We start from the raw sequence: 22,815 nt of genomic DNA, 5'->3' as shown, positions 1-22,815 counted from the left end.
CGACACATTGCTCGATAATCGCCAGGCGCCTTCAGTGCAACAGCCAGAGAAACAGGCTGATGCTGAGGAACGACAGCACCGTGGCGCTGACCAGCGCGGCGGCGCAGCGCCCTTCCAGGCCGTAGCGCGCGCCGAGGATCGGGAAGATGCTCATCATCGGCGCACAGGCCATCAGTATCCCGGCCAGGCGCAGTTGCGGGTCGGCGACCGGGAATAGCAAAAAACCGCCCATCACCAGCAGCGGATGCAGCAGCAGCTTGCTCGCCGAGAGCTGCAGCATGTCGCCGTACAGCGTGCCCACCTTGAGGCCGTTGAGGCTGGCGCCGATGACGAACAGCGCCACCGGCGCCGAGGCCAGCGCCAGCATCTCGATCACCCGCATCAGCACCGGCGGCGGACGCACGTCCAGCAGGGCCATGCCCAGCCCGAGGCTGATGGCGATCAGCACCGGGTGGCGCATCAGGCTCGCCAGCGTCCCGCCCAGCGCCTGCCAGACGCTGGCCTCGCGCTGCCGGCCGAGTTCGGCGAGGGTCAGCGCCAGCGGAATCATCAGCAGGTTCTCGACCATCATCCCCAGCGCCAGGGCCACGCCGGCGGGCGGGCCGACCACCATGGCGACGATCGGGTAGCCGACGAAACCGCTGTTGGAGACGGCGCTGCCCAGTCCGGTCAACGCGCTGCCGCTCAGGCTGTCGCCGCGCAGACGGCGCGCGACCAGGTAGCCGATGGCGAAGCTGGCCAGCGAGCCGCTGGCGAAGGCCAGCAGGTAGTTCCAGTTGAGCACCTCGTCCAGCGGGCGCTCCAGCAGTGCCTTGATCACCAGCGCCGGCAAGGCGAAGGTGATGACGAAGCGGCCCATGCCGGCGGCCTGCTCGCGGCTGACCAGCTGGCTGCGACAAGCCAGGAAGCCGATGCCGATGAGGATGAAGATGGGCGCGGTGATGGCGAGGATGGCGAGCATGCGGGTCTCGTCAGCAGGACGGGGAAACGCCCGGCAGGCGGCGCAATTGCTGCAGGCGGCTGCGGGTACGGGAGAAGTCGACGTGGCCACCGTCTCTGAGCAGCGCCTCAGGCGGCGCCTCGCCGACCAGCAGCAGGTAGTTGCCCTGGTCGTAGAGGATGTCGATCAGGTTGAGGAAGCGCTGCTGCACGTCGATCGGCTGGGCGTCCAGGCGCGGCACGCCGGACAGCGCCAGGCCATGGAACGCCTCGGCCAGCCAGAGGAAGTCGGCGCTGGCGCGCGGCTCGCGGCAGAGCACGTCGAAGTGTAGCCAGGCGTTCTGCGCCTGGCGGGCCAGTAACGCCAGCGGCCGGCGGTTCACCAGCAGCGTCACGTCGCGTTCGGCGCTGGCGTCCAGGCCGAGCTGGTGCGCCACCCAGGCGCCTTGCGCGGCCTCGGCGAGCATCGCGCAATCGCCCCAGCAGTAGCCGGCGCGCTGGCGATAGTCCTCGCCGCCCTCGAGCCCGAGCACGGCGAAGCGCCGCTCGAGCAGCGCGATCGCCGGCTGGAAGCGGTCGCGGTACAGCGGGTTCGGGCAGAGTCCGGCCGGCGGGTAGTTGGAGGTGCAGACCAGCCCTACCCCGGCGTCCACCAGATGCCGCAGCAGGCGCCCGAGCAGCATGGCATCGCCGATGTCATGCACGTGGAACTCGTCGAAGCACAGCAAGCGCGTCTGCGTGGCGATCTCGGCGGCGACGGTCGCCAGCGGGTCGGCCTGGCCGCCGATCTGCTGCAGGCGCAGCTGGATCTCGTGGAGGAAGGCGTGGAAGTGCACGCGACGCTTGGCCGCCAGCGGTGCGGCGGCGAAGAAGGCGTCCATCACGAAGCTCTTGCCGCGCCCGACGCCGCCCCACAGGTAGACGCCGGCCTTCGGCGCGCGCAGCCAGCCGGCGCGACCGCGCAACCAGCCGTCAAGCCAGCGCGCGAGCTGCCCGATGGCCTGTTGCTGGGCCGCATCGGCCTGGTAGCAACGGGCCGCCAGCAGTTGCTGGAAATGCCGCTCGACCAGGCCGGCGGCGGATTCGCCGGGCTGCCCGGGCAGGCCTTGCGGCAGGTCAGAAGTCAAAGAACACCGTTTCCGCCTCGCCCTGCAGGTGGATGTCGAAGCGATAGGCCAGCTTGCCATCGACCTCGCAGCGGCGCGCCATCAGCGTTTCGCGGCGGTGGCTCCACTCGATCAGGTTGAGCACCGGATCGGCGGCGTTGGCCTCGGCTTCGTCCTCGAAGTAGAGGCGCGTCTGCAGGTGGATGTTGATCCCGCGGGCGAACAGCGACACGTTGATGTGCGGCGCCATCGGCACGCCGGCGCGGTTGTGCACCACCCCGGGCTTGATCGTGCTGAGCGTCCACTCGCCGGCGTCGAAGGTGGTCGCGGTGCGGCCGAAGCTGTTGAATGGCTGCTCCACGTCGAAGCGGGTCTGGTACTGGCCCTGGCTGTCGGCCTGCCAGAACTCGAGGAAGGCGTCGCGCACCAGGTGGCCACTGCCGTCGTAGACGTTGCCGAGCAGGATGATGTGCTCGCCGGCGGCGTCCGGCCGGGCCATCTGGTTCCAGATTTCCTGCTCGCGGGTCGGGTTGCCGGCGGCGGCCAGCGCCAGGCCGATGTGGACGTAGGGGCCGGCGGTCTGCGAAGGGGTTTCCGGCAGCAGTTGTACGGGCATGTCTGTCTCCCTTCTCAGCGGTTTTCGAAGTGGGTCTTGCGCTGGCCGCGCAGCACGATGTCGAAGCGATAGGCCAGGCAGTCCATCGGGTTGGCATTGCCCATGTCCAGCCTGGCGATCAGCGTCTGGACCGCTTCGGGGTTGGCGAGGGTCTTGACGATCGGGCACAGCGGGACCAGCGGATCGCCCTCGAAGTACAGCTGGGTGATCAGCCGCGTGGCGATCGACGGGCCGCTGATGGAGAAATGGATGTGCGACGGCCGCCAGTCGTTCGGCCCGTTGCGCCACGGGTAGGGCCCGGGCTTGATGGTGCGGAAGATGTAGTTACCCTGGCTGTCGGTCAGGGCGCGGCCGACGCCGCCGAAGTTCGGGTCCAGCGGCGCCACGTAGCGGTCGTTCTTGTGCCGGTAGCGGCCGCCGGCGTTGGCCTGCCACATTTCCATCAGGGTGTTCGGGATCGGCTTGCCGTACTGGTCCATGACGCGCCCGGAAACGATGATCCGCTCGCCGATCGGCAGGCCGCCGTGGTTGAAGTTCAGCAGCAGGTCGTTGTCGTGCTCGCCGAACTTCAGATGCGAGAAGTCCGGGCCGGTGGTCTCGCAGATCGATGCCGGGATGCTGATCAGCGCCTGGCGCGGCGAGCGGGCGAGCGAGGTCTTGTAGTCGGGGGTCAGGGCTTTGGGGTGCCAGTTGCGGTCCCGGGCGACGAACAGGCTGGTGTCCAGGTCGGACATGGCAGGCTCCTTGTAAATTTGGATGAGCGCGTGCAACGCAGGCAGGTCGCAGTGTGCGTCAGCCTGCCGCAGTGAAAAACTGAAAAGAGCAGCGCCATCCATAACCCAGCGGTTATGGCTCAGCGATAGCCAGCCGCCACCTCGCGCAGCGCCTCGCAGCACCACTGCATGCCCAGGGTCGGCGCCAGCGACGGGTTGCTGCAGATACCGACCGAGCCACCGGGCTCCTGGATGCCGAGGTCCAGTTCGGCCAGCGCACCGCTGGCAAGATCCTGGCGCACCGCGTCCAGTGGCGCCACCCAGACAGCCTCGCTGGACAGCACGTAATGCCGGCTAAGGGCGATGGAAAGCGTTTCCAGGCGCCGTTGCGGCGGGTTGATGCCCAACTGGATGAACAGGCTGTCGACATGCCGGCGAATGGTCGTGCCGGCCAGCGGCAGCACCAGCGGGAACTCGCCGAGGCGCTCACGCGCCCCTTCTTCCAGTAATGGATGGCCTGGGTGCACCACCAGCGTCATGGACTCGCTGTACAGGTGCTCGAAACTCAGCCCGCCGATCTCCGGGCTGTCGGTCATGCGACCGACCACCAGGTCCAGCTCGCCGGCGCGCAGCTGGCCCAGCAGGTAGGCGCCCGGGCCGGTCGCCACGCTCACCACCAGCGCGGCGTGCTGCGCATGCAGGCGCCGCACCACCTCGGGCAGCAGCGAGCTTTCCACCGTGGACAACGCACCCAGGCGCACCATACCGGCCTCGTGCTCGCCGGCGCGCAGGCTGCGCACACCCTCGCGCAGCGCCTGCACGCTGGGCCCGGCGTAGCGCAGGAAGGCACTGCCGGCGGCGGTCAGGCTGGCGCCGCTCTTGCTGCGCTCGAAAAGCACGGTGCCGAGCAGGTCCTCCAGCTCCTTGAGCGTCTTGGAGACCGCCGGCTGGCTCACCGCCAGGCCCTCGGCGGCACGCGCCAGGCTGCCCTGGCGGGCGATCTCGAGGAAGCAGAGCAGATGGCGGTACTTGATGCGGTTGTCGATGTTCACCCCGATCCCCGGCAGGCAATGGCTGCCCGGATTGTAGCGGCTGCACCGCCCTCGGGGCGCCAACGAAAACGCCCGGCGGGTGCCGGGCGTCGTCGGTTGAACTCAGTAGGGGCGTTGCCAGCCGCGCTGGTAGTCGGGGCTCTTGCCCTGGGGTCGCGCCTTGTGCAGGGCGCGCTGGCGTTCCGAGTGACCTTGCGCCTTGTGCTCGGGGCCGCGGCTGTACTGCCTGGGCGGCTGCGTCTGGCGGTTGTCGTAGTGGCGCTTGTCGTCGCCTTCGTAGCGCTGCTCGTGGCGGTCCTGGTAGCGGCGATCGTGGTGATCGTCGTAATAGCGCACCACTGGCGCGGGGCGGCGGTAGTCCGGGCGGTCGTAATAGTAGTAGCGCGTCGGGTAGCTCGAATGACGGTGTCCCTCGTAGCCTCCGTAGTAATAGGGCCGGTGGTAGTCATGGTCGCCGTGGCCGTAGACCGTGCAGCCACCGAGCAGGCTCAGCGCAACGAGAAGTATCGGGAGTCGGGACATGCGTGCCTCCTGGACGCAAGGCCGCCGGCGAGGCGACCTTGCTGGTACGGGCGTGGCGGCAGCGGACGCGCCACGCAGGCGTCAGCAGTTGCCTTTCTTCGCCTGCCCGGGCGGGCAATGCGGTGGGCCGCCGCCCACGTCGCCGATGTCGATGCCGATCCCCGGCAGGCGCAGGCTACAACCAGACATCAACAGCGCTGCGAGAACGAGTACCACGATCCGGGCAGTCATCAGCAACTACCCTTCATGCGATGGCCGGGCGGGCAGAAGCCACCGCCGTGCCCATGACCGCCCAGGTCGACCCGCACCGCGTCGTCGTCACCGATACGTGCGTGCACACCCGGGGCACTGAAACTGCAACCTGCCAGGGCGAGCACGGCCCCGAGCATCACCACTTTCGTCCAGATTTTCATCGAGATACTCCTTGATTCTCCGCGGGCCCAGGCCCGGAATTCGACCCAGCCGTCAGCAGATGCAACTGGGCGATGAATCTGACCACAAACACTTCGTCTCGTTCCGTGATCGACCATCAGTTCCTTTCCGATGGCCGGCCGGCGGCAGCGCCCGAACGCAGCCACGCCCGAGCGCGGCACGGTCCGCGCAGCGCTCATGGACAGACCGCTACCTCGCTCAAAGGATTTCCCAGAAGCGTGCCGGCAGGCGGGCGCTTAGCCTTGCCCTTCTGCGTGGGCCTGTAGATGGGTCGATCCGACGACGACGCGTGTACGCGCCGCTGTCCACCCTACGGAACCCACACGCAGCGTCGAAAACGACCGCCAGATTCTTTCCACCGGCCCTCCCACAGCCAGCCCCGCGCGCAAATCCTGCCGATCGCACGCTTGGCCGCAAGGCATCGTCTGGGTATATTTGGAACTTAATTCCAGAAAAACAAAAAGGACCCCAGCCATGACCGCCAGCCCCAGCCCCCTTGAATGCGATGTCCTTGTGATCGGCTCCGGTGCGGCCGGTCTGGCGGCCGCGGTCACCGCCGCCTGGCATGGCAAGCAGGTGGTCGTGGCGGAAAAGGAGCCGGTGTTCGGCGGCGCCACGGCCTGGTCCGGTGGCTGGATGTGGGTGCCAGGCAATCCACTGGCGCGCCGCGCCGGCATCCACGAAGACCCGCAGCAGCCGCGCACCTATCTCAAGCACGAACTGGGCACGCGCTATGACGCGGCGCGTATCGACGCCTTCCTCGATCACTGCGGGCCGATGGTGGCGTTCTTCGAGCAGCACACCTGCCTGCAGTTCGTCGACGGCAACGGCATTCCCGACATCCACGGCGACACTCCCGGCGCCGGCAGCCAGGGCCACCAGGTGATCGCCGCACCCTACGACGGCCGTGAACTCGGCCCGCTGATCCACCGCCTGCGGCGAACCATGGCGGAAACCGCATTCCTCGGCATGCCGATCATGGCCGGCGCCGATCTGACCGCCTTCCTCACCATGACCCGCTCGCCGCGATCCGCGCTGCACGTGGCGCGCCGCTTTGGCCGCCATCTGTACGACCTGGCCCGCCATGGTCGCGCCCTGCAACTGGTCAACGGCGCGGCACTGGTGGCGCGGCTGGCCAAGTCGGCCGAGGACCTCGGCGTGCAGCTGCTGGAATCGTCGCCGGCACGCCGCCTGCTGATCGAGGGCGGGCGCGTGCAGGGCGCGGTACTCGACCGGGCCGGGGGCGAACTGCAGGTACGCGCCGGCGCGGTGATCCTCGCTGCCGGCGGCTTTGCCCACGATATCCAGAGGCGCCGGGCGCTGTTCCCGCGCACACCGACCGGCCACGAGCACCTGGCCCTGCCCCCCACGGCCTGCAACGGCGACGGCATCTCGCTCGGCGAATCGGCCGGGGGCGTGCTCGAGACCGACCTCGCCTCACCGGTCGCCTGGGCACCGGTCTCGCGCTTGCCGATGGGCAAAGGCGTGACCGGGCACTTCCCACACATCATCGACCGCGCCAAGCCGGGGGTGATCGGCGTGCTGGCCAGCGGCGAGCGCTTCTGCAACGAGGCCGATGGCTACTACGACTACGTCGAGGCCATGCTCAAGGCCGTGCCCGAGGGCCAGCCGGTGGCCTCCTGGCTGATCTGCGACCACCGCTGCCAGCGCCGCTACGGCCTCGGCTTCGCCCGGCCGTTCCCGGTGCCGCTGGGCCCGGTGCTGCGTTCGGGCTACCTCAAGCGTGGACGAACCCTGGAAGCACTGGCCCAGGCTTGCGGCATCGACCCGGCCGGCCTGGCCGCCACCGTCGCCAACTACAACCGCCATGCCCGCCACGGCGAGGATCCGGCCTTCGGCCGCGGCTCGACGCCCTACAACCGCAAGATGGGCGCGGCCTGGCACGAAGGGCCGAACCCCTGCGTCGCGCCCATCGAACAGGGGCCGTTCTACGCCGTGAAGGTCGAGCCCGGATGCTTCGGCACCTTCGCCGGCCTGCGCACCAACGGCCAGGCCCAGGTGCTCGATGCCCACGACGCGCCGATCGCCGGCCTCTATGCGGCAGGCACCGACATGGCCAGCGTGATGGGCGGCCACTACCCGTCAGGCGGGATCAACCTCGGCCCGGCGATGACCTTCGGCTACATCGCCGGGCGCCATGTCGCCGGCGTCGGGGTGCCACATGCGGAACCGGCACCGGCCTGCAGCGCCTGATCTCGCCACCGTGCCTCACTGCTCGGCGCGCCCCAGCCGCCAGCGGTTCAGGCGCTCGGCCCAGCGCAGCAGGCGCAGCGGCCTGTGCTGGCGCTGCCAGGTCTCGGCCAGCAGGCGGCTGGCATCGCCCAGGGTGGCGCCCAGGTGCACGGTGTCGGCCAGCCGGTTCATGCCGATCTTGTGCTTCATCGCCACGACAAAGCCGGCCAGGGTCTCGCTGGCCTGTTCGCCGACGATGCTGACGCCGACGATGCGGTCCTTGCCACGCTCGGTGAGCACCTTGATGAAGCCTTCGCCCGCCTCCTCGGCAATCGCCCCGGACAGCGCACCGAGCGGCACCCGGGTCACGTCGAACTCGGTGCCCTGCGCACGCGCCTCGGGCTCGCCGAGGCCGACGCTGGCGACCTCCGGCGTGGTGAAGACGGCTCGCGGGATGACTCGCTCGCTGACCGCGAAGCGCTTGAAGTCGCCGAACAGCGCGTTGACCGCCGCATACCAGGCCTGGTGCTCGGCCACGTGCGGGGCACCGTAGGGCCCGGCGACGCTGCCCACCGCATAGATGTTGGGAAAGCGCGTGGTCAGGTATTCATCCACCTCCAGGCTGCCATCCTCGCCGCAGCGCAAGCCCAGCTCGTCCAGCCCCAGGCCGCGGATGTCGGCGTGCTGCCCCAGCGCCAGCAGCAGGCGATCGAAGGGCAGCGCCTGCTCGCCCTCCTCGCCACGCCGGCAGACCAGCAGGCACTCGTCACCGTCGACCTCCACGCGCAGCGGCGCCAGGCCCATCTGCAGCTCGACGCCATCGGCACGCAACGCGGCCAGTACGACCCCGGCTGCCTCGGGGTCCTCCTGCTCGAGGAGGGTCTCGCGCTCGCTGACCAGGGTCACCTGGCAGCCCAGGCGCTGGAAGCTCTGGGCGAACTCGCAGGCACCGGCCCCGCCGCCGAGCACCAGCAGGCGTCCGGGCGGCTCGCGCAGGTCCCAGAGGTTGTCGCAGGTCAGCGGCTCGATGGCCTCGAGCCCGGCAATCGGCGGCACGCAGGGCCGGCTGCCGGTGGCGATGACGATGGCCCGGCTGCTCAGGCTGCGCCCACCCGCCTCGACCGTCCACGGCGAGCTGAGGCGCCCTTCGGCCATGATCACTTCCACGCCCAGGCGCGCGTAGTGCTCGGTGGACGCGCTTTTCATCGCGGCCCGGGTCAGGCGCTGCATGTCGTCCATGGCCTGGCTGAAACCGCCCGCGACATCCAGGCTGCTGGCGACGCGTGGATCGCTCCGCAGGCCATGCAGCCGATTCGCCTGGCGGCGCAGCGCCCGGGCCGGCACGCCGCCTTCGTGCATGGCCACGCCGCCCAGGCGTTCGCGCTCGAGCAGGCTGACCCGGGCGCGCAGCGAGGCGGCGATGCGCGCCGTGGCCAGCCCGCCGGTGCCACCGCCGACGACCACCAGGTTGCGCTCGAAATGCTTCGGCCGGCGCCAGCCGCGGTAGGCCAGCCGCGCCTTGTAGGAGGTCAGCAGGCGCGTCGCCACCAGCGGGAACACCGCCAGCAGCACCAGCGTGGTGATCATCCCCGGCGAGAGGATGCCCGACAGCGAGTCGATCCGGACCAGCTGGCGGCCGGCATTCACGTAGATCGCATGGCCCGGCAGCATGCCCAGCTGGGTCGTCCACCAGAACGTCCAGAGCCCGACCCGCGTCAGCCCCAGCGCCGGGTTCAGCAGCACGAAGGGCACGATCGGGATCAGCCGCAGCGAAACCAGGTAGAAGGCCCCGTCGCGCGCCAGGCCCCGGTTGATGCCGGCGATCTGCTTGCCGAAGCGCCGCTGTATCCAGTCGCGCAGCAGGAAGCGGCTGATCAGCATCGCCGCCACGGCGCCGAAGTTCGACGCCAGCGAGACCAGCAGCGTGCCCTCCAGCAGGCCGAACAGTGCGCCCGCCAGCAGCGTCAGCACGACGGTCCCGGGGAACGACAGCGCGGTCAGCAGCGCATAGACGATGAAGAACAGGCTGCGGCTCCACCAGGGGTAGGCCTGCACCTTCGCATGCAGGGCACCGCTGTTGGCCTTGATCGACTCGAGGGTGAGGTACTGGCCGAGATCGAGGATGAAGAACGCCGCCACCGCGGCGGCCAGGATGCCAAGCAGCAGCAGTCGCGAAGCCGTCATGCCGCGTGCGCCTTAGCAAGGCAGCCATCAGGCTGGAGGATTGGAGGAAGCGACATGGCGGGGTATGGGCACTGCGGCATCGAAGGGCTCTCGTTCGGCTTTGGCGTTTGAGCGCCGGCCAGGCGCAGCGTTCCGGCAGGTGGTCGGCCTGCGACGTCGCACGGAGCCCGCTGGCGCTGGCCAGGCGGCTTCGGCCGAACAGCTGGCCGAGGCCGGCCTCGGCGGGGTCCTGGCGCTGGCCGGCGAGCTGGATCGGCTTTCCGCGGGTGCCGAGATCCGACACCTTGGCAGCGCCCCGATCCGGCGCGATTGCGCGCGGATCGGCCGTTTGGCGCATCGACCATTGGCGGTGCCGGGCGGACCATCAATCTCGTTGTCGGGGCCGCGCAATAGCGCTAAGGTGCGTGTCCCGCTGAGCTTCGACGCTCTGCTGCGCCGCACCGGGATGGCTGGCGCAGAGCACCTGTGACCCGGATGAGTAAGACATGGCTGACCTACCGATCGATGACCTCAACGTTGCCTCCAACGAAACCCTGATCACCCCCGAGCAGCTCAAGCACGAACTGCCGTTGACCGCCGCCGCGGCACGGACCGTCGCTCACGGGCGCCAGGTGGTTCGGGACATCCTCGATGGCAAGGATCACCGGCTGTTCCTCGTGGTAGGCCCCTGCTCGATCCACGACCTCAAGGCCGCGCATGAATATGCCGGGCGGCTCAAGGAGCTGGCCGAGAAGGTCTCGGACAGCCTGTTCCTGATCATGCGGGTGTATTTCGAGAAGCCGCGCACCACCGTCGGCTGGAAGGGCCTGATCAACGACCCGTACATGGACGACTCGTTCAAGATCCAGGACGGCCTGCACATCGGTCGCAAGCTGTTGCTGGACCTCGCCGAGATGGGCCTGCCCACGGCCACCGAGGCGCTTGACCCGATCTCCCCGCAGTACCTGCAGGACCTGATCAGCTGGTCGGCGATCGGCGCACGCACCACCGAATCGCAGACCCACCGGGAAATGGCCTCCGGCCTGTCCTCGGCCGTGGGCTTCAAGAACGGCACCGACGGCAGCCTGACCGTGGCCATCAACGCCCTGCAGTCGGTTTCCAGCCCGCACCGTTTCCTCGGTATCAACCAGGCCGGCGGCGTGTCGATCGTCACCACCAAGGGCAACAACTATGGCCACGTGGTGCTGCGCGGCGGCAACGGCAAGCCCAACTACGATTCGGTGAGCGTGGCGGTGTGCGAGCAGGAGCTGAACAAGGCCAAGGTCGCGCTGAACATCATGATCGACTGCAGCCACGCCAACTCGAACAAGGACCCGGCACTGCAGCCGCTGGTGATGGACAACGTGGCCAACCAGATCCTCGAGGGCAACCAGTCCATCGTCGGGCTGATGGTCGAGAGCCATCTGGGCTGGGGCAATCAGTCGATCCCCAAGGATCTTTCGCAGCTCAAGTACGGGGTGTCGATCACCGACGCCTGCATCGACTGGGAGACCACCGAGAAGGCCGTGCTCTCGATGCACAACAAGCTCAGGAACGTGCTGCCCGAGCGGCAGCGTGAGCACAACTGACCAGACGCCGGGCTTGCCCGGCGTTTTTCATTCGACTGCCGCCGCCTCGTCGCCGGAGCGGGCCTGGCGCTCCATGTACCATTCCACGTAGGAACACGACGGGATCACGCTGTAGCCCTCCTGCTCGGCGAAATCGAGCGCACGCTGGGTCAGCGCCGCGGCAATGCCGCGGCCGCGCAGCGCATCGGGGACGAAGGTGCGGTAGATGTCGAGCGTCTGCTTGCCGAGATCGACATAGGCAAGGTAGGCGAGGTGGCCATCGATGACCGCTTCGAAGCGATGGCCGTCGCGGTCGTGGCGAATGGTGAGTGTGTCGGTCATTTGAACTCCTCGGCGAGGGATCTACCCGTTTTTCTTATTGTTGCACTCAGCACCGGCGCCGACCTTGACGCCGATGGCCTCCCGCTTCGTGCAGAGGGTCTATCTTTCTACCCTGTTCCATCGCGTGCGGCCAGCCCAATGGACGCGCCACGGCCAAACCCGGCGGCGCTTCAAGACGAATGCCCATTCGTATCCGACCTTGCACAAGGCCATTTTTATCCCGGGCTAGAGCGGTGAACACAGGATGACCGTTCATCAGCAAAAAAAACGCTGGCGGAACGGTTGGCTCAGTTTACTTAACCAAAGTTATAGGTAGTATGTGCGCGCAAACTTTCCATAACGGAAGTTGCTTATGGATTCCATATAAGGGGAACACGATGAACAACGTTCTGAAATTCTCTGCTCTGGCTCTGGCCGCAGTTCTGGCTACCGGTTGCAGCAACAGCATGACCAAAGAAAGCGAAGCTCGCCTGACCGCGACCGAAGACGCTGCCGCCCGCGCCCAGGCTCGTGCCGACGAAGCGTACAGCAAGGCTGACGAAGCCCTGGCCGCCGCTCAGAAGGCCCAGCAGACCGCTGACGAGGCCAACGAGCGCGCCCTGCGCATGCTGGAACGCGCCAGCCGCAAGTAAGCCTCTGGCTGAAAACGAAAAAGCCGACCAGATGGTCGGCTTTTTTATTGCCTGCGGATCGGCCCGGCAGGCGGCGGGCAGAGCGACTCAGAACAGCGGCGGCTCGTCGCTGCTGGCCACCGTCGTCGAGTGCTGCTCGGCGATCTGGATCGGCAAGCCGTCCTCGCCGGCCACCACATCACGCACGATCTCCCAGTCCAGGTTCAGCTTGCCGGCCTTCTCGTCGCGCTTGAGCAGCGTATTGACGACCACGGCATGCTTGTCCATCACGGTCATGCCCTTCTCCTCGCTGTCCAGCGGCGCATGGGCCTCGAGGTAGACCTTGCCATCGCTCACGCCGAACTTGTACGGCTCGTCGACGATGCGGACCGGCGTACCGACCCCGACCATCCGCGACAGCTCCAGCACGTTGTGGTTGAGCATGCGGAAGCAACCATGGCTGACACGCATGCCGATGCCGAACTTCTTGTTCGAACCATGGATCAGGTAACCCGGCAGGGACAGGCTCATCTTGAACGGGCCGAGCGGATTGTCCGGCCCCGGCGGCACCACCGTCGGCAGCGGATCGCCGTCGGCGGCGTGCTCCTCGCGGATCGACTGCGGCGGGTACCAGGCCGGATTCGGCGTCATCGCGGTGATCCGCGCATTGCCCACCGGCGAGCCCCAGCCCTCGCGACCGATGCCCAGCGGGTAGGTGTGCACCACCTGCTTGCCCGGCGGGTAATAGTAGAGGCGATATTCGGCGATGTTGATCACCACGCCCTCGCGCGGCCCCGGCGGCAGGATGAAGCGCGTCGGCAGGATCACATCGGTGCCCTCGCCCGGCAGCCACGGGTCGACGCCGGGGTTGGCCGCCACCAGTTCCGCATAGCCCAGGTCATAGGTCTCGCCGTAGGCGGCGAAGGTGTCCTCGTACTTGGCCTTGATCACGCGGATCTCGCCAACCACGTCCTCGCCCTCAGGCGGCAGGGGCAGCTCCAGCGCGGCGCTGTGCGCGGCCATCAGCAGTGCAGCGAGTGACAGAGGGAATGCGACCTTGGACGCGCGCGAGAACATTCGTAAGACCCTTGGCATGGAGGACGGGAAACAGGTGATGAATTGTACTTGAACTATCGGCGCCTTGAGCTACCACAGCTGCCCGGCAGACGGAAGGCCCTTGCGCCGCGCATCCAGTTGCACCCGGCAGGACGGGCACAGGCGCCGGTCCTTGAGCACCTCGCGCTGCAGGTCATGCCAGCGCGGCTGGGCCGGTAGCAAGCCGCCGCAGAGGGTGCGATCGACGTGACCATCGAGCTCCAGCTGGCGCAGGGCGATATGCAGCCGGTTCTCGCGGCAGGCGAACAGGTCGAACTGCTCGTCCGGCACGATGATGCGGTAGGCATAAAGGGTCCTGGCTGGGCGCGGCATGGGGGGCTCCAATCGAGGGCGCGACAGTAGCCGCGCCAGGGCCGCAAAGCAAGAGCTGGAGCGGCGTGCAGCCGGTTTTCAGAGCAGTGGCTCGAGCACCGGCCAGACGTTCTGCAGCAGCCGGGCCTGGGCCTGCGCGGAGGGGTGGATGCCATCCGCCTGCATCATCGACTCGACCCCGCCAACGCCCTCCAGAAAGAAGGGCACCAGGGGCACCTGCTTTTCCTCCGCCACGCGCTCGAAGGCCTCGGCGAACGCCCTGGTATAACGCGGCCCATAATTGGGCGGCAGCTGCATGCCCAGCAACAGCACCTCGGCACCAGCCGCGCGCGAGCGGTCCACCATGGCGGCAAGATTCTGTTGCAATTGCGCCGGCGCCTGTCCGCGCAGGCCATCGTTGCCGCCAAGCTCGATCACCACCACCTCCGGGCGATGCTGCTCGAGCAGCGGCGCCAGCCTGGCAAGCCCGCCGGCACTGGTGTCGCCGCTGACCGATGCATTGACCACTTGGTGCTCGCCGGGGCCCCGGGCCAGGCGCTCGCCCAGCATGTGCACCCAGCCCTGCTCGGTTTCCAGGCCAAAAGCGGCGCTGATACTATCGCCCACCACCAGCACCGTGCCGGCCAGGGCATTCTGAGCCCCGAACACGAGCGCCAGCACGCCACTCCTGAGCCACATTCGCATCGGATTCTCCATGAGCGGCAGCATTCTCATCGCCCGGCACCTTAGCAAAGTGGTCCCCAGCGCGGAAGGCGACCTGCAGATCCTCAGCGACCTCTCGCTGGAACTCGACAGCGGCGCCAGCCTGGCCATCGTCGGCGCCTCGGGCTCGGGCAAGTCGACCCTGCTGGGCCTGCTCGCCGGGCTGGACCTGCCGAGCTCGGGCGAGGTGCTGCTCGCCGGTCATGCACTGCAACAGCTCGACGAAGACCAGCGCGCCCGGGTGCGCTGTGCCCACGTCGGCTTCGTCTTCCAGTCGTTCCAGCTGATGGAAAGCCTGAATGCCGAGGAGAACATCATGCTCGCCCTCGAGCTCAAGGGCAGCAGTGCAGCCAGGCGTCGCGCCACCGAGCTGCTCGAACGGGTCGGCCTCGGCGCCCGCCTGCATCACTACCCGCGCCAGCTCTCCGGCGGCGAGCAGCAACGCGTCGCCCTGGCGCGTGCCTTCGCCGCCGAGCCGCAGCTGCTGTTCGCCGACGAGCCTACCGGCAACCTGGACAGCCAGACCGGCGCGCACATCATCGAACTGATGTTCGAACTCAACCGCGAGCACGGCACCACGCTGGTGCTGGTCACCCACGAGGAACGCCTGGCGCGACGCTGCCAGCACCAGCTGCACCTGGAGGGCGGCCGCCGCGTCGACGACGGGGCCGCGCCATGAAGGCCATCCCGCTGCGGCGCATCCTGCTCATGGCCTGGCGCCAGCTGCGGCGCGATGCGCGCGCGGGTGAGCTGCGCGTGCTGTTCTTCGCCCTGCTGGTGGCGGTCGCGGCGAGCACGGCGATCGGCTATTTCAGCGCGCGGCTGAACGACGCCATGTTGCTTCGCGCGAGCGAGTTCCTCGGCGCCGACCTGGTGCTCGCCGGCAGCGCACCGGCCGAGGCCCGACAGATCGAGGCCGGCACCACGCTGGGCCTGGCCCACGCCAGGGTGGTCGAATTCTCCAGCGTGATCGCCACCGACGAGCAGATCCAGTTGGCCAGCATCAAGGCCGCGGACGACGCCTACCCACTGCGCGGCGAGCTGCGCAGCGCGCCGGCACCGTTCCAGGCCGAACAACCCGGCGGCGGCCCGCGCCCGGGCGAGGCCTGGGCCGAGGCCCGCCTGTTCACCGCCCTCGGGCTGCAGATCGGCGACCTGATAGAGGTGGGCAGCCAGCCGCTGCGCCTGACCCGCGTGCTGACCTACGAACCCGACCGGGTCGGCGACTTCTACAGCCTCACTCCGCGGGTGCTCATGCATCTGGACGACCTCGCCGCGACCGGCGTGGTGCAGCCCGGCAGCCGCGTGCGCTACCGCGAGCTGTGGCGGGGCGAAGCCGCCCTGCTCGGGCGCTACCGGCAGGCCATCGAGCCCGACTTGCAAGCGAACCAGCGCATCGAGACCGCCAGCGACAGCAATCGCCAGATCGGCGGCGCACTCGGCCGCGCCGAACGCTACCTGAACCTGGCCAGCCTGGCGGCGATCCTCCTCGCAGGCGTGGCGGTCGCCCTGTCGGCCACGCGCTTCGCCAGCCGCCGCTTCGATGCCAGCGCCCTGCTCCGCTGCCTGGGCTTGTCGCGGCGCGAAGCGCTGCTGCTGTACGGCGCCCAGCTGGCCATGCTCGGCCTGATCGCCAGCGCTGCCGGCGCGCTGCTCGGCTGGGTCGCCCAGGCCGGCCTGTTCGTCCTGTTGCGCGACGTGCTGGCGCAGGACATCCCGCCGGCTACCCTGTGGCCGGCGCTGGCCGGCATGGCGACCGGCCTGGTCGCGCTCGCCGGCTTCGCCCTGCCACCACTGGCCTCGCTGGGCCGCGTGCCGCCGCTGCGCGTCCTGCGTCGCGACGTGCTGCCGGTGCCGCCCAGCAGCTGGGTGGTCTATGCCACGGCGATCGCCGCACTCGGGCTGATCATGTGGCGGCTCAGCCTGGACCTGCGCCTGACGCTCTCGCTGCTCGGCGGCGGCCTGCTCGCCATCGTCCTGCTCGGCGGCCTGCTGCTGCTCGCCCTGCGCGGCTTGCGCCGGCTGCTGGCCGGCACCTCGCTGACCTGGCGCCTTGGCTTGGGCCAACTGATGCGCAACCCGCTGGCGGCCGCCGGGCAGGCCCTGGCATTCGGCCTGATTCTGCTGGCCATGGCGCTGATCGCCCTGCTGCGCGGCGAGCTGCTGGAGACCTGGCAGGAACAACTGCCGACGGACGCGCCCAACCACTTCGCCCTCAACGTGCTGCCCGCCGACAAGGACGCCTTCGCCGCCCGCATCGAGGCGCTCTCGAACCAGGCGGCGCCACTCTACCCGGTGGTGCCGGGCCGGCTGGTGGCGATCAACGACGAGCCGGTACGGGCCTTGGTAAGCAAGGATTCGCAAGGCGAACGCGCGGTACGCCGCGACCTCAGCCTGACCTGGGCGCAGGAGCTGCCCGAGGGCAACCGCCTGCTCGCCGGGCACTGGTGGCAGGCCGGGCAGGATCCGTCGGCGCTGCCTGGCGTCTCGGTCGAGGCGGAGCTGGCCGAGAGCCTCGGCGTGACCCTCGGCGACCGCCTCGGCTTCAGCGTTGGCGGCGTGACCCGCGAGACCCGGGTGACCAGCCTGCGCGAGGTCGACTGGGACAGTTTCCAGCCGAACTTCTACATGATCTTCGAGCCCGACACCCTGCAGGACATGCCGGCCACCTACATGACCAGCTTCCACCTGCCCGCCGGACGCGACCGCGAGCTGGTGCAGCTGGCGCGGGACTTCCCCTCGGTGACCGTACTGCAGGTCGAGGCGTTGCTGGCCCAGCTGCGCAGTATCCTCGCCCAGGTCTCGCTGGCGGTGGAGTACGTCCTGCTGTTCGTCCTTGCCGCGGGGCTGGCGGTGCTCTTCGCCGGCCTGCAGAGCACGCTGGACGAGCGCATCCGCCAGGGTGCGCTGCTGCGGGCGATCGGCGCCGAGCGCGCCATGCTGGTACGCGCGCGCCGCGCCGAATTCGGCCTGCTCGGCGCGGTGAGCGGCGTGCTGGCCGCGCTCGGCTGCGAGCTGGTCAGCGCCCTGCTCTACCGTTTCGTCTTCGATATCGCCTGGCAGCCGCACCCCTGGCTGTTGCTGCTGCCGCTGATCGGCGCCGTGCTGGTAGGCGGCGCCGGCCTGTTCGGCACCCGCCGCGCGCTCAATGCCAGCCCCCTGCAGGTGTTGCGCGACGGCTGAAGCGCTCTAGAATCGCCGCTCGCCTCGTCAGGAACGCACGCCATGAGCCGCTATCGTCCGCCCCGTACCGCCGGCACGCCGCTGATCACCCCCGAAGGTGAGGCCCGGCTGCGCGCCGAACTGCACGAACTCTGGCACGTCAGGCGCCCGCAAGTGACCCAGGCGGTCAGCGAGGCGGCGGCCCAGGGCGATCGTTCGGAAAATGCCGAGTACACCTACGGCAAGAAGATGCTGCGCGAGATCGACAGCCGCGTGCGCTTCCTCACCAAGCGCCTGGAGAAGCTCAAGGTGGTGGCCGAGCGACCGAGCGATCCGAACAAGGTCTACTTCGGTGCCTGGGTCACGCTCGAGGACGAGGACGGCAACGAGGCGCGCTACCGCATCGTCGGGCCGGACGAACTGGACCTGCGCCAGGGCCTGATCAGCATCGATTCCCCCCTGGCCCGGGCGCTGGTCGGCAAGGCGCTGGATGCCGAAGTCCAGGTACAGACACCGACCGGCCCGCGGTTGTGGTACGTGGTGGCCATCGACTACCCGTGACCAGGCAGGCGCTGCGTGACCGAAAAGTCACGAAATTCTTCGAAGATCGCGAAACGTGTCGCGATGAAACAAGCCAGGCGCCAGATGCGTAGCCACCCGTAACAGCCACGCACGGTAACGCCAGCCGGCGCGCACCCAACGATGCCGCCGCTGCCGCTCTGCAACGCACCCCACAGACGATCGACGCACGATTGGCACAAAAGCTGCCCTTCTGGCTGCGCAGTACGCGCCTGGCGCGGTGAACGGCAAGGGACTGCCCTGCTTATCTCACCCCTTAGAAAGAGTGCGTCCATGAACAACAAGAACAAACTGCTCGTCCTTTCCTTCTGCACGCTGGCCCTCGCCGGCCTGGCCCAAACAGCCAGCGCCAGCGGCTATACCCAGACCCGCTACCCCATCGTGCTGACCCACGGCATGCTCGGCTTCGACAGCCTGCTCGGCGTCGACTACTGGTACGGCATCCCCGCGGCGCTGCGGCGCGACGGTGCCCAGGTCTACGTCACCGAGGTCAGCCAGCTGAACACCTCGGAGCTGCGCGGAGAAGAACTGCTCGCCCAGGTCGAGGAGATCGTCGCGCTCAGCGGCCAGCCCAAGGTCAACCTGATCGGCCACAGCCATGGCGGGCCGACCATCCGCTATGTCGCCGCGGTACGTCCGGACCTGGTCGCCTCGGTGACCAGCGTCGGCGCGCCGCACAAGGGTTCGGACGTCGCCGACCTGATCCGCCAGATCCCCGAGGGCTCGGCGGGCGAGGCCTTTGTCGCCGGGCTGACCAACGCCATGGGCGCGCTGATCAACTTCCTGTCCGGCAGCAGCAGCACCGCCCCGCAGGACTCCCTGGGCTCGCTCGAGTCGCTCAACAGCGAGGGCGCGGCGCGCTTCAACGCCAAGTACCCGCAGGGCATTCCGACCAGCGAATGCGGCGAAGGCGCCTACCAGGTCAATGGCGTGCGCTACTACTCCTGGAGCGGCACCAGCCCGCTGACCAACCCGCTGGACATCAGCGACGCCATGATGGGCGCCGGCGCGCTGGCCTTCGACGAAGCCAACGACGGCCTGGTCGGCCGCTGCAGCTCGCACCTGGGCATGGTCATCCGCGACAACTACCGGATGAACCATCTCGACGAGGTGAACCAGGTCTTCGGCCTGACCAGCCTGTTCGAGACCGATCCGCTGAGCGTCTATCGCCAGCACGCCAACCGGCTGAAGACCGCCGGCCTGTGACCCATGCGGCCGGGCCAGGCCCGGCCGCCCCTGGCGAGAGACGAACATGAACCGAACGATCATGACCCTGGCCGCGCTGGCGGCCGTGGCGCTGGCATGGGCCGCCTCCCACCGCGACCCGCCGGCGGCGGCCGCCCAGGCCCCGCTGCGCAGCGAAACGCCCGCGGCCGTCGCGCCCGCAACGCCGCCAGCACAGCCCCGCCGAGCGGCCGGTACGCCTCCGCCGGGCCCGCTGCCGCTGTCGTTCCGCGGCACCGAGGTCGACGGCCGCCTGGCGGTCGACGCCGGCAACAACCTGCTGATCACCGGCGAGCTGCGCCGGCTGTTCGACTACTTCCTCAGCGCGGTCGGCGAGGAGCCCCTGCTGCGCAGTGTCCAGCGCCTGCGCGCCCATCTCGACCGGCAGCTGCCGCAACCGGCCAGGCAGCAGGCCCAGGCATTGCTGACCGCCTACCTGGACTACAAGCGCCAGCTGCTCGACCTCGAGCGCGCCCATCCGCGTGCCGACAGCCTGGCTGCGGTCAGGCAGCGCCTGGATGCGGTGCAGGCGCTGCGGGCACGCCTGCTCGACCCGCAGGTGCACCAGGCGTTCTTCGGCCTGGATGAGCAGTACGACCGCTTCAGCCTCGAGCGCCTGGCCATCCGCCAGGACCCAAGGCTCGATGCAAAGGCCAAGGGCGAGGCCATCGACCGCTTGCAGGCCGGCCTGCCCGAAGACCTGCGCCAGGCGCTGGCACCGCAGCTCCAGCTGGAACTGCGCCAGCAGACCGAACGCCTGCAGGCGGCCGGCGGCTCGCCCGAGCAGCTGCGCCAGTTGCGCCAGCAATTGGTCGGCAACGCGGCCACCGAGCGCTTGCAGGCGCTCGATGCACGCCGCGCGCAATGGGCGCAGCGCATCGCCAGCTACCAGGCGCAGAAGCGGCAAATCGAGGCCAACCGCGGGCTCGGCGAGCCCGACCGGCGCGCAGCCGTCGAACGGCTCGCCGCCGATCGCTTCGACGCCAGCGAACGCCTGCGCCTGGAGGCCGCCGAACGCCTGCTCGACGCGCGCGAAGGCTGAGCTCAGTTGGCTGCGCTGCGTGGGTCGGTTTCCAGCAGGTAGCGCTCGCGGGCGTAGGCCAGGTAGTACTTGTTGACGCTGTTGACGTAGGCGACCACGCCCATGCCGACCGTCGCCATGGCGACGCGTTCGACCTGGAAGAACCACTGGTTGGGGTCCAGCCCGCGCCGCCGCGCCTCGGCCCGCAGTGTCTGCACGCGCTGCGGGCCGAGGTTGTAGGCCGCCAGGGTGAAGGCCATGCGCTCGCGCTCGTTGAGCCGCGGGCTGGCGAAGTACTTGCGCCGCAGGCTGGCCAGGTACTTGGCGCTGGCGTAGACGTTGTTGTCGAGCTTGTGGACGTCGGCGACACCGAGGCTGCGCGCGGTGGCCTGGGTCACCTGCATCAGCCCGGTCGCCCCGCCGGCGCCGCGGGCGGCCGGGTCGAGGGTCGACTCCTTGAACGCGACGGCGGCCAGGTTGAGCCAGTCCAGCTCCATCTGCGCCGCGTAGCGTTGCAGCACCGGGCGCACCTTCTCCAGGCGCTGGCGACCGGTACGGTCGAGCGGGTACTGCACCTTGTAGAGCCGCCGATAGACCCGCTCGAAGGCCGCATCCTGGTTTTCCGGCGGGCGGTAGTCCTTGAGGAAGCGGTCGATGCTGGCGCGCAGCATGCTTGCCTCCTTGCGCGCGAACCAGTGCATGTCCGCCGGCTCGCCCAGGCTGACCCGGTCCTCGATGACCAGCCGCGGCATGACCTTCGCCCAGCGCTCGGCAATGGTCCGCTCCACCGCGGTGACCGGATAGATGCCGGCCTGGACCATCTCCAGCACATCCTCGATGGCCAGCGTCGGATCGACCCATTCGACGACGATGGGCGCCAGCTTGCGCTCCAGCAGCCGCCGGTTGAGCGCGGCCAGCGCCGGCCCGGCCGCGCTGCCAGGCGGTAGCGCCAGGCTGCGCGCCGAGAGCTGCTCGATGCGCCCATAGCGCGGCCCGCCCTTGCGGCCGACCAGCACCAGCTCGACGCCGCGCACCACCGGGCGGCTGCGCACGAGGCCACGGACATTGCGCGCGTCGATCAGCTCGCCGGGCGCCACCAGGTCGCCCTCGCCGCGCTGCAGGGCGGCAAGCAGCTGGTCCTTGGCCTTGGGGATCAGCTTGAGCGTGATACCCTGCTCGCCGCTCCGGCCGCGGTTGAGGTAGCGCTCGAACGCACGCAACCGCGCGTATTCGACGCCGATCGCCTCGCCCTTGACCTCGCCCGAGCTGTTGCGGCTCTGGTTGATCAGCACCCGCAGCACGCCGCTGCGCCGGATGTCGGCCAGGTCGCGCACCGAGCCGGCCCCGGCCTGCCAGGGCTCCGGCCCCATCACGCGCCCGGCTGCCGGCCCGGCGACGAGCGCCAGCAGGCAGAACAGGACGAGCACAAGGCGTGGCATCGGGCAGGCAACCTCGAGGTACGGCGGACCGCGTCCGGGCAAAAAATGATGCGCAGCCTCTCACAGGGGCGCGCGCCTGCCAATTCCGGCGGACCGCTGCAACCCGCACGACGGGCCGCCACGTAGACCAAGGAACCGCAATGGAGCTGATCGACATCGGCGTCAACCTGACCCACCCGAGTTTCGCCCGCGACCTGCCGGGCGTGCTGGAACGCGCCCGGGCCGCGGGCGTCGCCCAGCTGGTGCTGACCGGAACCGATCTTGCCGAGAGCGAAGCCGCCCTTGGGTTGTGCCGCGCGCTGGACGAGAGCGGCCGGCACCTGTTTTGCACCGCCGGCATCCACCCGCACGATGCCAGCCAGTGGAGCGCGGAGTCGGCCGCGGCGCTCAAGGCGCTGCATAACGATCCGCGGGTGCGCGCGGTCGGCGAGTGCGGCCTGGACTTCAACCGCGACTTCTCGCCGCGCCCGCAGCAGGAGCGCGTCCTGGAGGAGCAGTTGCAGCTGGCCGTCGACAGCGGCCTGCCGGTGTTCCTCCACGAGCGCGACGCCAGCGAGCGCCTGGTCGAGATCCTGCAGCCTTTTCGCGACCGCCTGAGCGCCGCGGTGGTGCATTGCTTCACCGGCGAACGGCGCGCGCTGTACGCCTACCTGGACCTGGACCTGCACATCGGCATCACCGGCTGGATCTGCGACGAGCGCCGCGGCACCCACCTGCATCCGCTGGTGCGCGACATTCCCCGCGACCGCTTGATGCTGGAAAGCGACGCGCCCTACCTGCTGCCGCGCACCCTGCGGCCCAAGCCGCGCTCCGGGCACAACGAGCCGGCCTTCCTCGGCGAGGTGCTGCGCGAGGTGGCGCGCCACCGCGGCGAACCGCAGGACGAACTGGCGGCGCAGACGAGCATCAACGCGCGGGCCTTCTTCGGCCTGCCGCTGAGCGACTGACGGCTCAAGCTCTGCCGAACGCGGCCGCTAATGCTGGTGAAGAACGCGACGCCGTT

General features: G+C 69.1%; 23 protein-coding genes. 9 read left to right on the top strand and 14 right to left on the bottom strand.

All coding sequences use genetic code 11. The annotated features are described in order from the left end of the window. Positions 1-31: 31 nt before the first annotated feature. The 8 genes from L3N39_RS15640 to L3N39_RS15605 all read right to left on the bottom strand — a co-directional run bounded on the left by L3N39_RS15640 (position 32) and on the right by L3N39_RS15605 (position 5,361). The gene (locus tag L3N39_RS15640; RefSeq protein ID WP_237258387.1) at positions 32-961 is read right to left on the bottom strand and encodes an AEC family transporter; all 930 of its coding nucleotides are present in this window, start codon (positions 959-961) and stop codon (positions 32-34) included. A gap of 10 nt (positions 962-971) precedes the next feature. Further along, a complete protein-coding gene (zapE, locus tag L3N39_RS15635) occupies positions 972-2,042 on the bottom strand; it encodes a cell division protein ZapE (protein WP_431978038.1) in 1,071 nt (356 codons plus the stop codon). A gap of 13 nt (positions 2,043-2,055) precedes the next feature. Continuing rightward, on the bottom strand, positions 2,056-2,661 hold the full coding sequence (gene pcaG, locus L3N39_RS15630; protein ID WP_237258385.1) for a protocatechuate 3,4-dioxygenase subunit alpha: 606 nt from the start codon (positions 2,659-2,661) through the stop codon (positions 2,056-2,058). A gap of 14 nt (positions 2,662-2,675) precedes the next feature. Next, on the bottom strand, positions 2,676-3,395 hold the full coding sequence (gene pcaH, locus L3N39_RS15625) for a protocatechuate 3,4-dioxygenase subunit beta (RefSeq protein WP_237258384.1): 720 nt from the start codon (positions 3,393-3,395) through the stop codon (positions 2,676-2,678). Between the two features lie 119 nt (positions 3,396-3,514). Next, entirely contained in the window at positions 3,515-4,426 is a 912-nt protein-coding gene (gene pcaQ, locus L3N39_RS15620) for a pca operon transcription factor PcaQ (protein WP_237258383.1), read from the bottom strand. Positions 4,427-4,528: 102 nt separating this feature from the next. Next, entirely contained in the window at positions 4,529-4,948 is a 420-nt protein-coding gene (locus L3N39_RS15615) for a hypothetical protein (protein ID WP_237258382.1), read from the bottom strand. An 81-nt stretch (positions 4,949-5,029) separates the two neighbouring features. Then, entirely contained in the window at positions 5,030-5,179 is a 150-nt protein-coding gene (locus L3N39_RS15610; RefSeq protein ID WP_237258381.1) for a hypothetical protein, read from the bottom strand. Next, complete coding sequence (locus L3N39_RS15605; RefSeq protein WP_237258380.1) at positions 5,179-5,361, bottom strand: hypothetical protein; 183 nt, start codon at positions 5,359-5,361, stop codon at positions 5,179-5,181. Before L3N39_RS15605 ends, L3N39_RS15610 begins: the two co-directional genes overlap by 1 nt. Before the next feature lie 493 nt (positions 5,362-5,854). On the opposite strand from L3N39_RS15605, the gene L3N39_RS15600 reads away from it, so the two are divergent. Beyond that, the gene (locus L3N39_RS15600) at positions 5,855-7,594 is read left to right on the top strand and encodes an FAD-dependent oxidoreductase (RefSeq protein WP_237258379.1); all 1,740 of its coding nucleotides are present in this window, start codon (positions 5,855-5,857) and stop codon (positions 7,592-7,594) included. A gap of 15 nt (positions 7,595-7,609) precedes the next feature. Here L3N39_RS15600 and L3N39_RS15595 read toward each other — a convergent pair whose 3' ends face one another. After that, positions 7,610-9,757, bottom strand: coding sequence for a dihydrolipoyl dehydrogenase family protein (locus tag L3N39_RS15595; protein WP_237258378.1), 2,148 nt, complete (start codon positions 9,755-9,757; stop codon positions 7,610-7,612). Positions 9,758-10,242: 485 nt separating this feature from the next. On the opposite strand from L3N39_RS15595, the gene L3N39_RS15590 reads away from it, so the two are divergent. Beyond that, a complete protein-coding gene (locus L3N39_RS15590; protein WP_237258377.1) occupies positions 10,243-11,325 on the top strand; it encodes a 3-deoxy-7-phosphoheptulonate synthase in 1,083 nt (360 codons plus the stop codon). A 27-nt stretch (positions 11,326-11,352) separates the two neighbouring features. Here L3N39_RS15590 and L3N39_RS15585 read toward each other — a convergent pair whose 3' ends face one another. Then, on the bottom strand, positions 11,353-11,646 hold the full coding sequence (locus L3N39_RS15585) for a GNAT family N-acetyltransferase (RefSeq protein WP_237258376.1): 294 nt from the start codon (positions 11,644-11,646) through the stop codon (positions 11,353-11,355). A gap of 377 nt (positions 11,647-12,023) precedes the next feature. Between L3N39_RS15585 and L3N39_RS15580 the strand changes: the two genes are divergently transcribed. Beyond that, complete coding sequence (locus tag L3N39_RS15580) at positions 12,024-12,278, top strand: Lpp/OprI family alanine-zipper lipoprotein (protein ID WP_003294452.1); 255 nt, start codon at positions 12,024-12,026, stop codon at positions 12,276-12,278. Between the two features lie 87 nt (positions 12,279-12,365). On the opposite strand, the gene L3N39_RS15575 is transcribed toward L3N39_RS15580, so the two are convergent. The 3 genes from L3N39_RS15575 to L3N39_RS15565 all read right to left on the bottom strand — a co-directional run bounded on the left by L3N39_RS15575 (position 12,366) and on the right by L3N39_RS15565 (position 14,369). Further along, positions 12,366-13,334 (bottom strand): L,D-transpeptidase family protein, encoded by a 969-nt coding sequence (locus tag L3N39_RS15575; protein ID WP_237258375.1) that lies wholly within the window; start codon positions 13,332-13,334, stop codon positions 12,366-12,368. A gap of 69 nt (positions 13,335-13,403) precedes the next feature. Then, complete coding sequence (locus tag L3N39_RS15570; protein WP_237258374.1) at positions 13,404-13,685, bottom strand: hypothetical protein; 282 nt, start codon at positions 13,683-13,685, stop codon at positions 13,404-13,406. Positions 13,686-13,763: 78 nt separating this feature from the next. Beyond that, positions 13,764-14,369: an arylesterase gene (locus tag L3N39_RS15565; protein ID WP_237258373.1), complete on the bottom strand. Its 606-nt coding sequence runs from the start codon at positions 14,367-14,369 to the stop codon at positions 13,764-13,766. Positions 14,370-14,379: 10 nt separating this feature from the next. Between L3N39_RS15565 and L3N39_RS15560 the strand changes: the two genes are divergently transcribed. The 5 genes from L3N39_RS15560 to L3N39_RS15540 all read left to right on the top strand — a co-directional run bounded on the left by L3N39_RS15560 (position 14,380) and on the right by L3N39_RS15540 (position 20,394). Beyond that, positions 14,380-15,066: an ABC transporter ATP-binding protein gene (locus L3N39_RS15560; protein WP_237258372.1), complete on the top strand. Its 687-nt coding sequence runs from the start codon at positions 14,380-14,382 to the stop codon at positions 15,064-15,066. Then, entirely contained in the window at positions 15,063-17,570 is a 2,508-nt protein-coding gene (locus tag L3N39_RS15555) for an ABC transporter permease (protein ID WP_237258371.1), read from the top strand. Before L3N39_RS15560 ends, L3N39_RS15555 begins: the two co-directional genes overlap by 4 nt. A gap of 42 nt (positions 17,571-17,612) precedes the next feature. Further along, a complete protein-coding gene (gene greB, locus L3N39_RS15550; RefSeq protein WP_237258370.1) occupies positions 17,613-18,110 on the top strand; it encodes a transcription elongation factor GreB in 498 nt (165 codons plus the stop codon). A 291-nt stretch (positions 18,111-18,401) separates the two neighbouring features. Then, positions 18,402-19,334 (top strand): triacylglycerol lipase, encoded by a 933-nt coding sequence (locus tag L3N39_RS15545; RefSeq protein ID WP_237258369.1) that lies wholly within the window; start codon positions 18,402-18,404, stop codon positions 19,332-19,334. 46 nt (positions 19,335-19,380) lie between these two features. Then, positions 19,381-20,394 (top strand): lipase secretion chaperone, encoded by a 1,014-nt coding sequence (locus L3N39_RS15540; protein ID WP_237258368.1) that lies wholly within the window; start codon positions 19,381-19,383, stop codon positions 20,392-20,394. A gap of 2 nt (positions 20,395-20,396) precedes the next feature. On the opposite strand, the gene L3N39_RS15535 is transcribed toward L3N39_RS15540, so the two are convergent. Continuing rightward, positions 20,397-21,812, bottom strand: coding sequence for an MltF family protein (locus L3N39_RS15535; protein WP_237258367.1), 1,416 nt, complete (start codon positions 21,810-21,812; stop codon positions 20,397-20,399). A gap of 140 nt (positions 21,813-21,952) precedes the next feature. Between L3N39_RS15535 and L3N39_RS15530 the strand changes: the two genes are divergently transcribed. After that, positions 21,953-22,759, top strand: coding sequence for a TatD family hydrolase (locus L3N39_RS15530; RefSeq protein ID WP_237258366.1), 807 nt, complete (start codon positions 21,953-21,955; stop codon positions 22,757-22,759). Positions 22,760-22,815 lie beyond the last annotated feature (56 nt).

Origin of the sequence: Pseudomonas oligotrophica (assembly GCF_021726475.1) — a bacterium.
Taxonomy (GTDB): domain Bacteria; phylum Pseudomonadota; class Gammaproteobacteria; order Pseudomonadales; family Pseudomonadaceae; genus Stutzerimonas; species Stutzerimonas oligotrophica.
The sequence above is the reverse complement of the archived record's forward strand: the minus strand, read 5'-3'. Positions and strand labels throughout refer to the sequence as shown.

Coding starts and splice junctions, on each gene's coding strand:
- L3N39_RS15640 (WP_237258387.1), bottom strand. CDS start 961: ATGCTCGCCATCCTCGCCATCACCGCGCCCATCTTCATCCTCATCGGC.
- pcaG (WP_237258385.1), bottom strand. CDS start 2,661: ATGCCCGTACAACTGCTGCCGGAAACCCCTTCGCAGACCGCCGGCCCC.
- pcaH (WP_237258384.1), bottom strand. CDS start 3,395: ATGTCCGACCTGGACACCAGCCTGTTCGTCGCCCGGGACCGCAACTGG.
- L3N39_RS15615 (WP_237258382.1), bottom strand. CDS start 4,948: ATGTCCCGACTCCCGATACTTCTCGTTGCGCTGAGCCTGCTCGGTGGC.
- L3N39_RS15610 (WP_237258381.1), bottom strand. CDS start 5,179: ATGACTGCCCGGATCGTGGTACTCGTTCTCGCAGCGCTGTTGATGTCT.
- L3N39_RS15605 (WP_237258380.1), bottom strand. CDS start 5,361: ATGAAAATCTGGACGAAAGTGGTGATGCTCGGGGCCGTGCTCGCCCTG.
- L3N39_RS15600 (WP_237258379.1), top strand. CDS start 5,855: ATGACCGCCAGCCCCAGCCCCCTTGAATGCGATGTCCTTGTGATCGGC.
- L3N39_RS15595 (WP_237258378.1), bottom strand. CDS start 9,757: ATGACGGCTTCGCGACTGCTGCTGCTTGGCATCCTGGCCGCCGCGGTG.
- L3N39_RS15590 (WP_237258377.1), top strand. CDS start 10,243: ATGGCTGACCTACCGATCGATGACCTCAACGTTGCCTCCAACGAAACC.
- L3N39_RS15585 (WP_237258376.1), bottom strand. CDS start 11,646: ATGACCGACACACTCACCATTCGCCACGACCGCGACGGCCATCGCTTC.
- L3N39_RS15580 (WP_003294452.1), top strand. CDS start 12,024: ATGAACAACGTTCTGAAATTCTCTGCTCTGGCTCTGGCCGCAGTTCTG.
- L3N39_RS15575 (WP_237258375.1), bottom strand. CDS start 13,334: ATGTTCTCGCGCGCGTCCAAGGTCGCATTCCCTCTGTCACTCGCTGCA.
- L3N39_RS15570 (WP_237258374.1), bottom strand. CDS start 13,685: ATGCCGCGCCCAGCCAGGACCCTTTATGCCTACCGCATCATCGTGCCG.
- L3N39_RS15565 (WP_237258373.1), bottom strand. CDS start 14,369: ATGCGAATGTGGCTCAGGAGTGGCGTGCTGGCGCTCGTGTTCGGGGCT.
- L3N39_RS15560 (WP_237258372.1), top strand. CDS start 14,380: ATGAGCGGCAGCATTCTCATCGCCCGGCACCTTAGCAAAGTGGTCCCC.
- L3N39_RS15555 (WP_237258371.1), top strand. CDS start 15,063: ATGAAGGCCATCCCGCTGCGGCGCATCCTGCTCATGGCCTGGCGCCAG.
- greB (WP_237258370.1), top strand. CDS start 17,613: ATGAGCCGCTATCGTCCGCCCCGTACCGCCGGCACGCCGCTGATCACC.
- L3N39_RS15545 (WP_237258369.1), top strand. CDS start 18,402: ATGAACAACAAGAACAAACTGCTCGTCCTTTCCTTCTGCACGCTGGCC.
- L3N39_RS15540 (WP_237258368.1), top strand. CDS start 19,381: ATGAACCGAACGATCATGACCCTGGCCGCGCTGGCGGCCGTGGCGCTG.
- L3N39_RS15535 (WP_237258367.1), bottom strand. CDS start 21,812: ATGCCACGCCTTGTGCTCGTCCTGTTCTGCCTGCTGGCGCTCGTCGCC.
- L3N39_RS15530 (WP_237258366.1), top strand. CDS start 21,953: ATGGAGCTGATCGACATCGGCGTCAACCTGACCCACCCGAGTTTCGCC.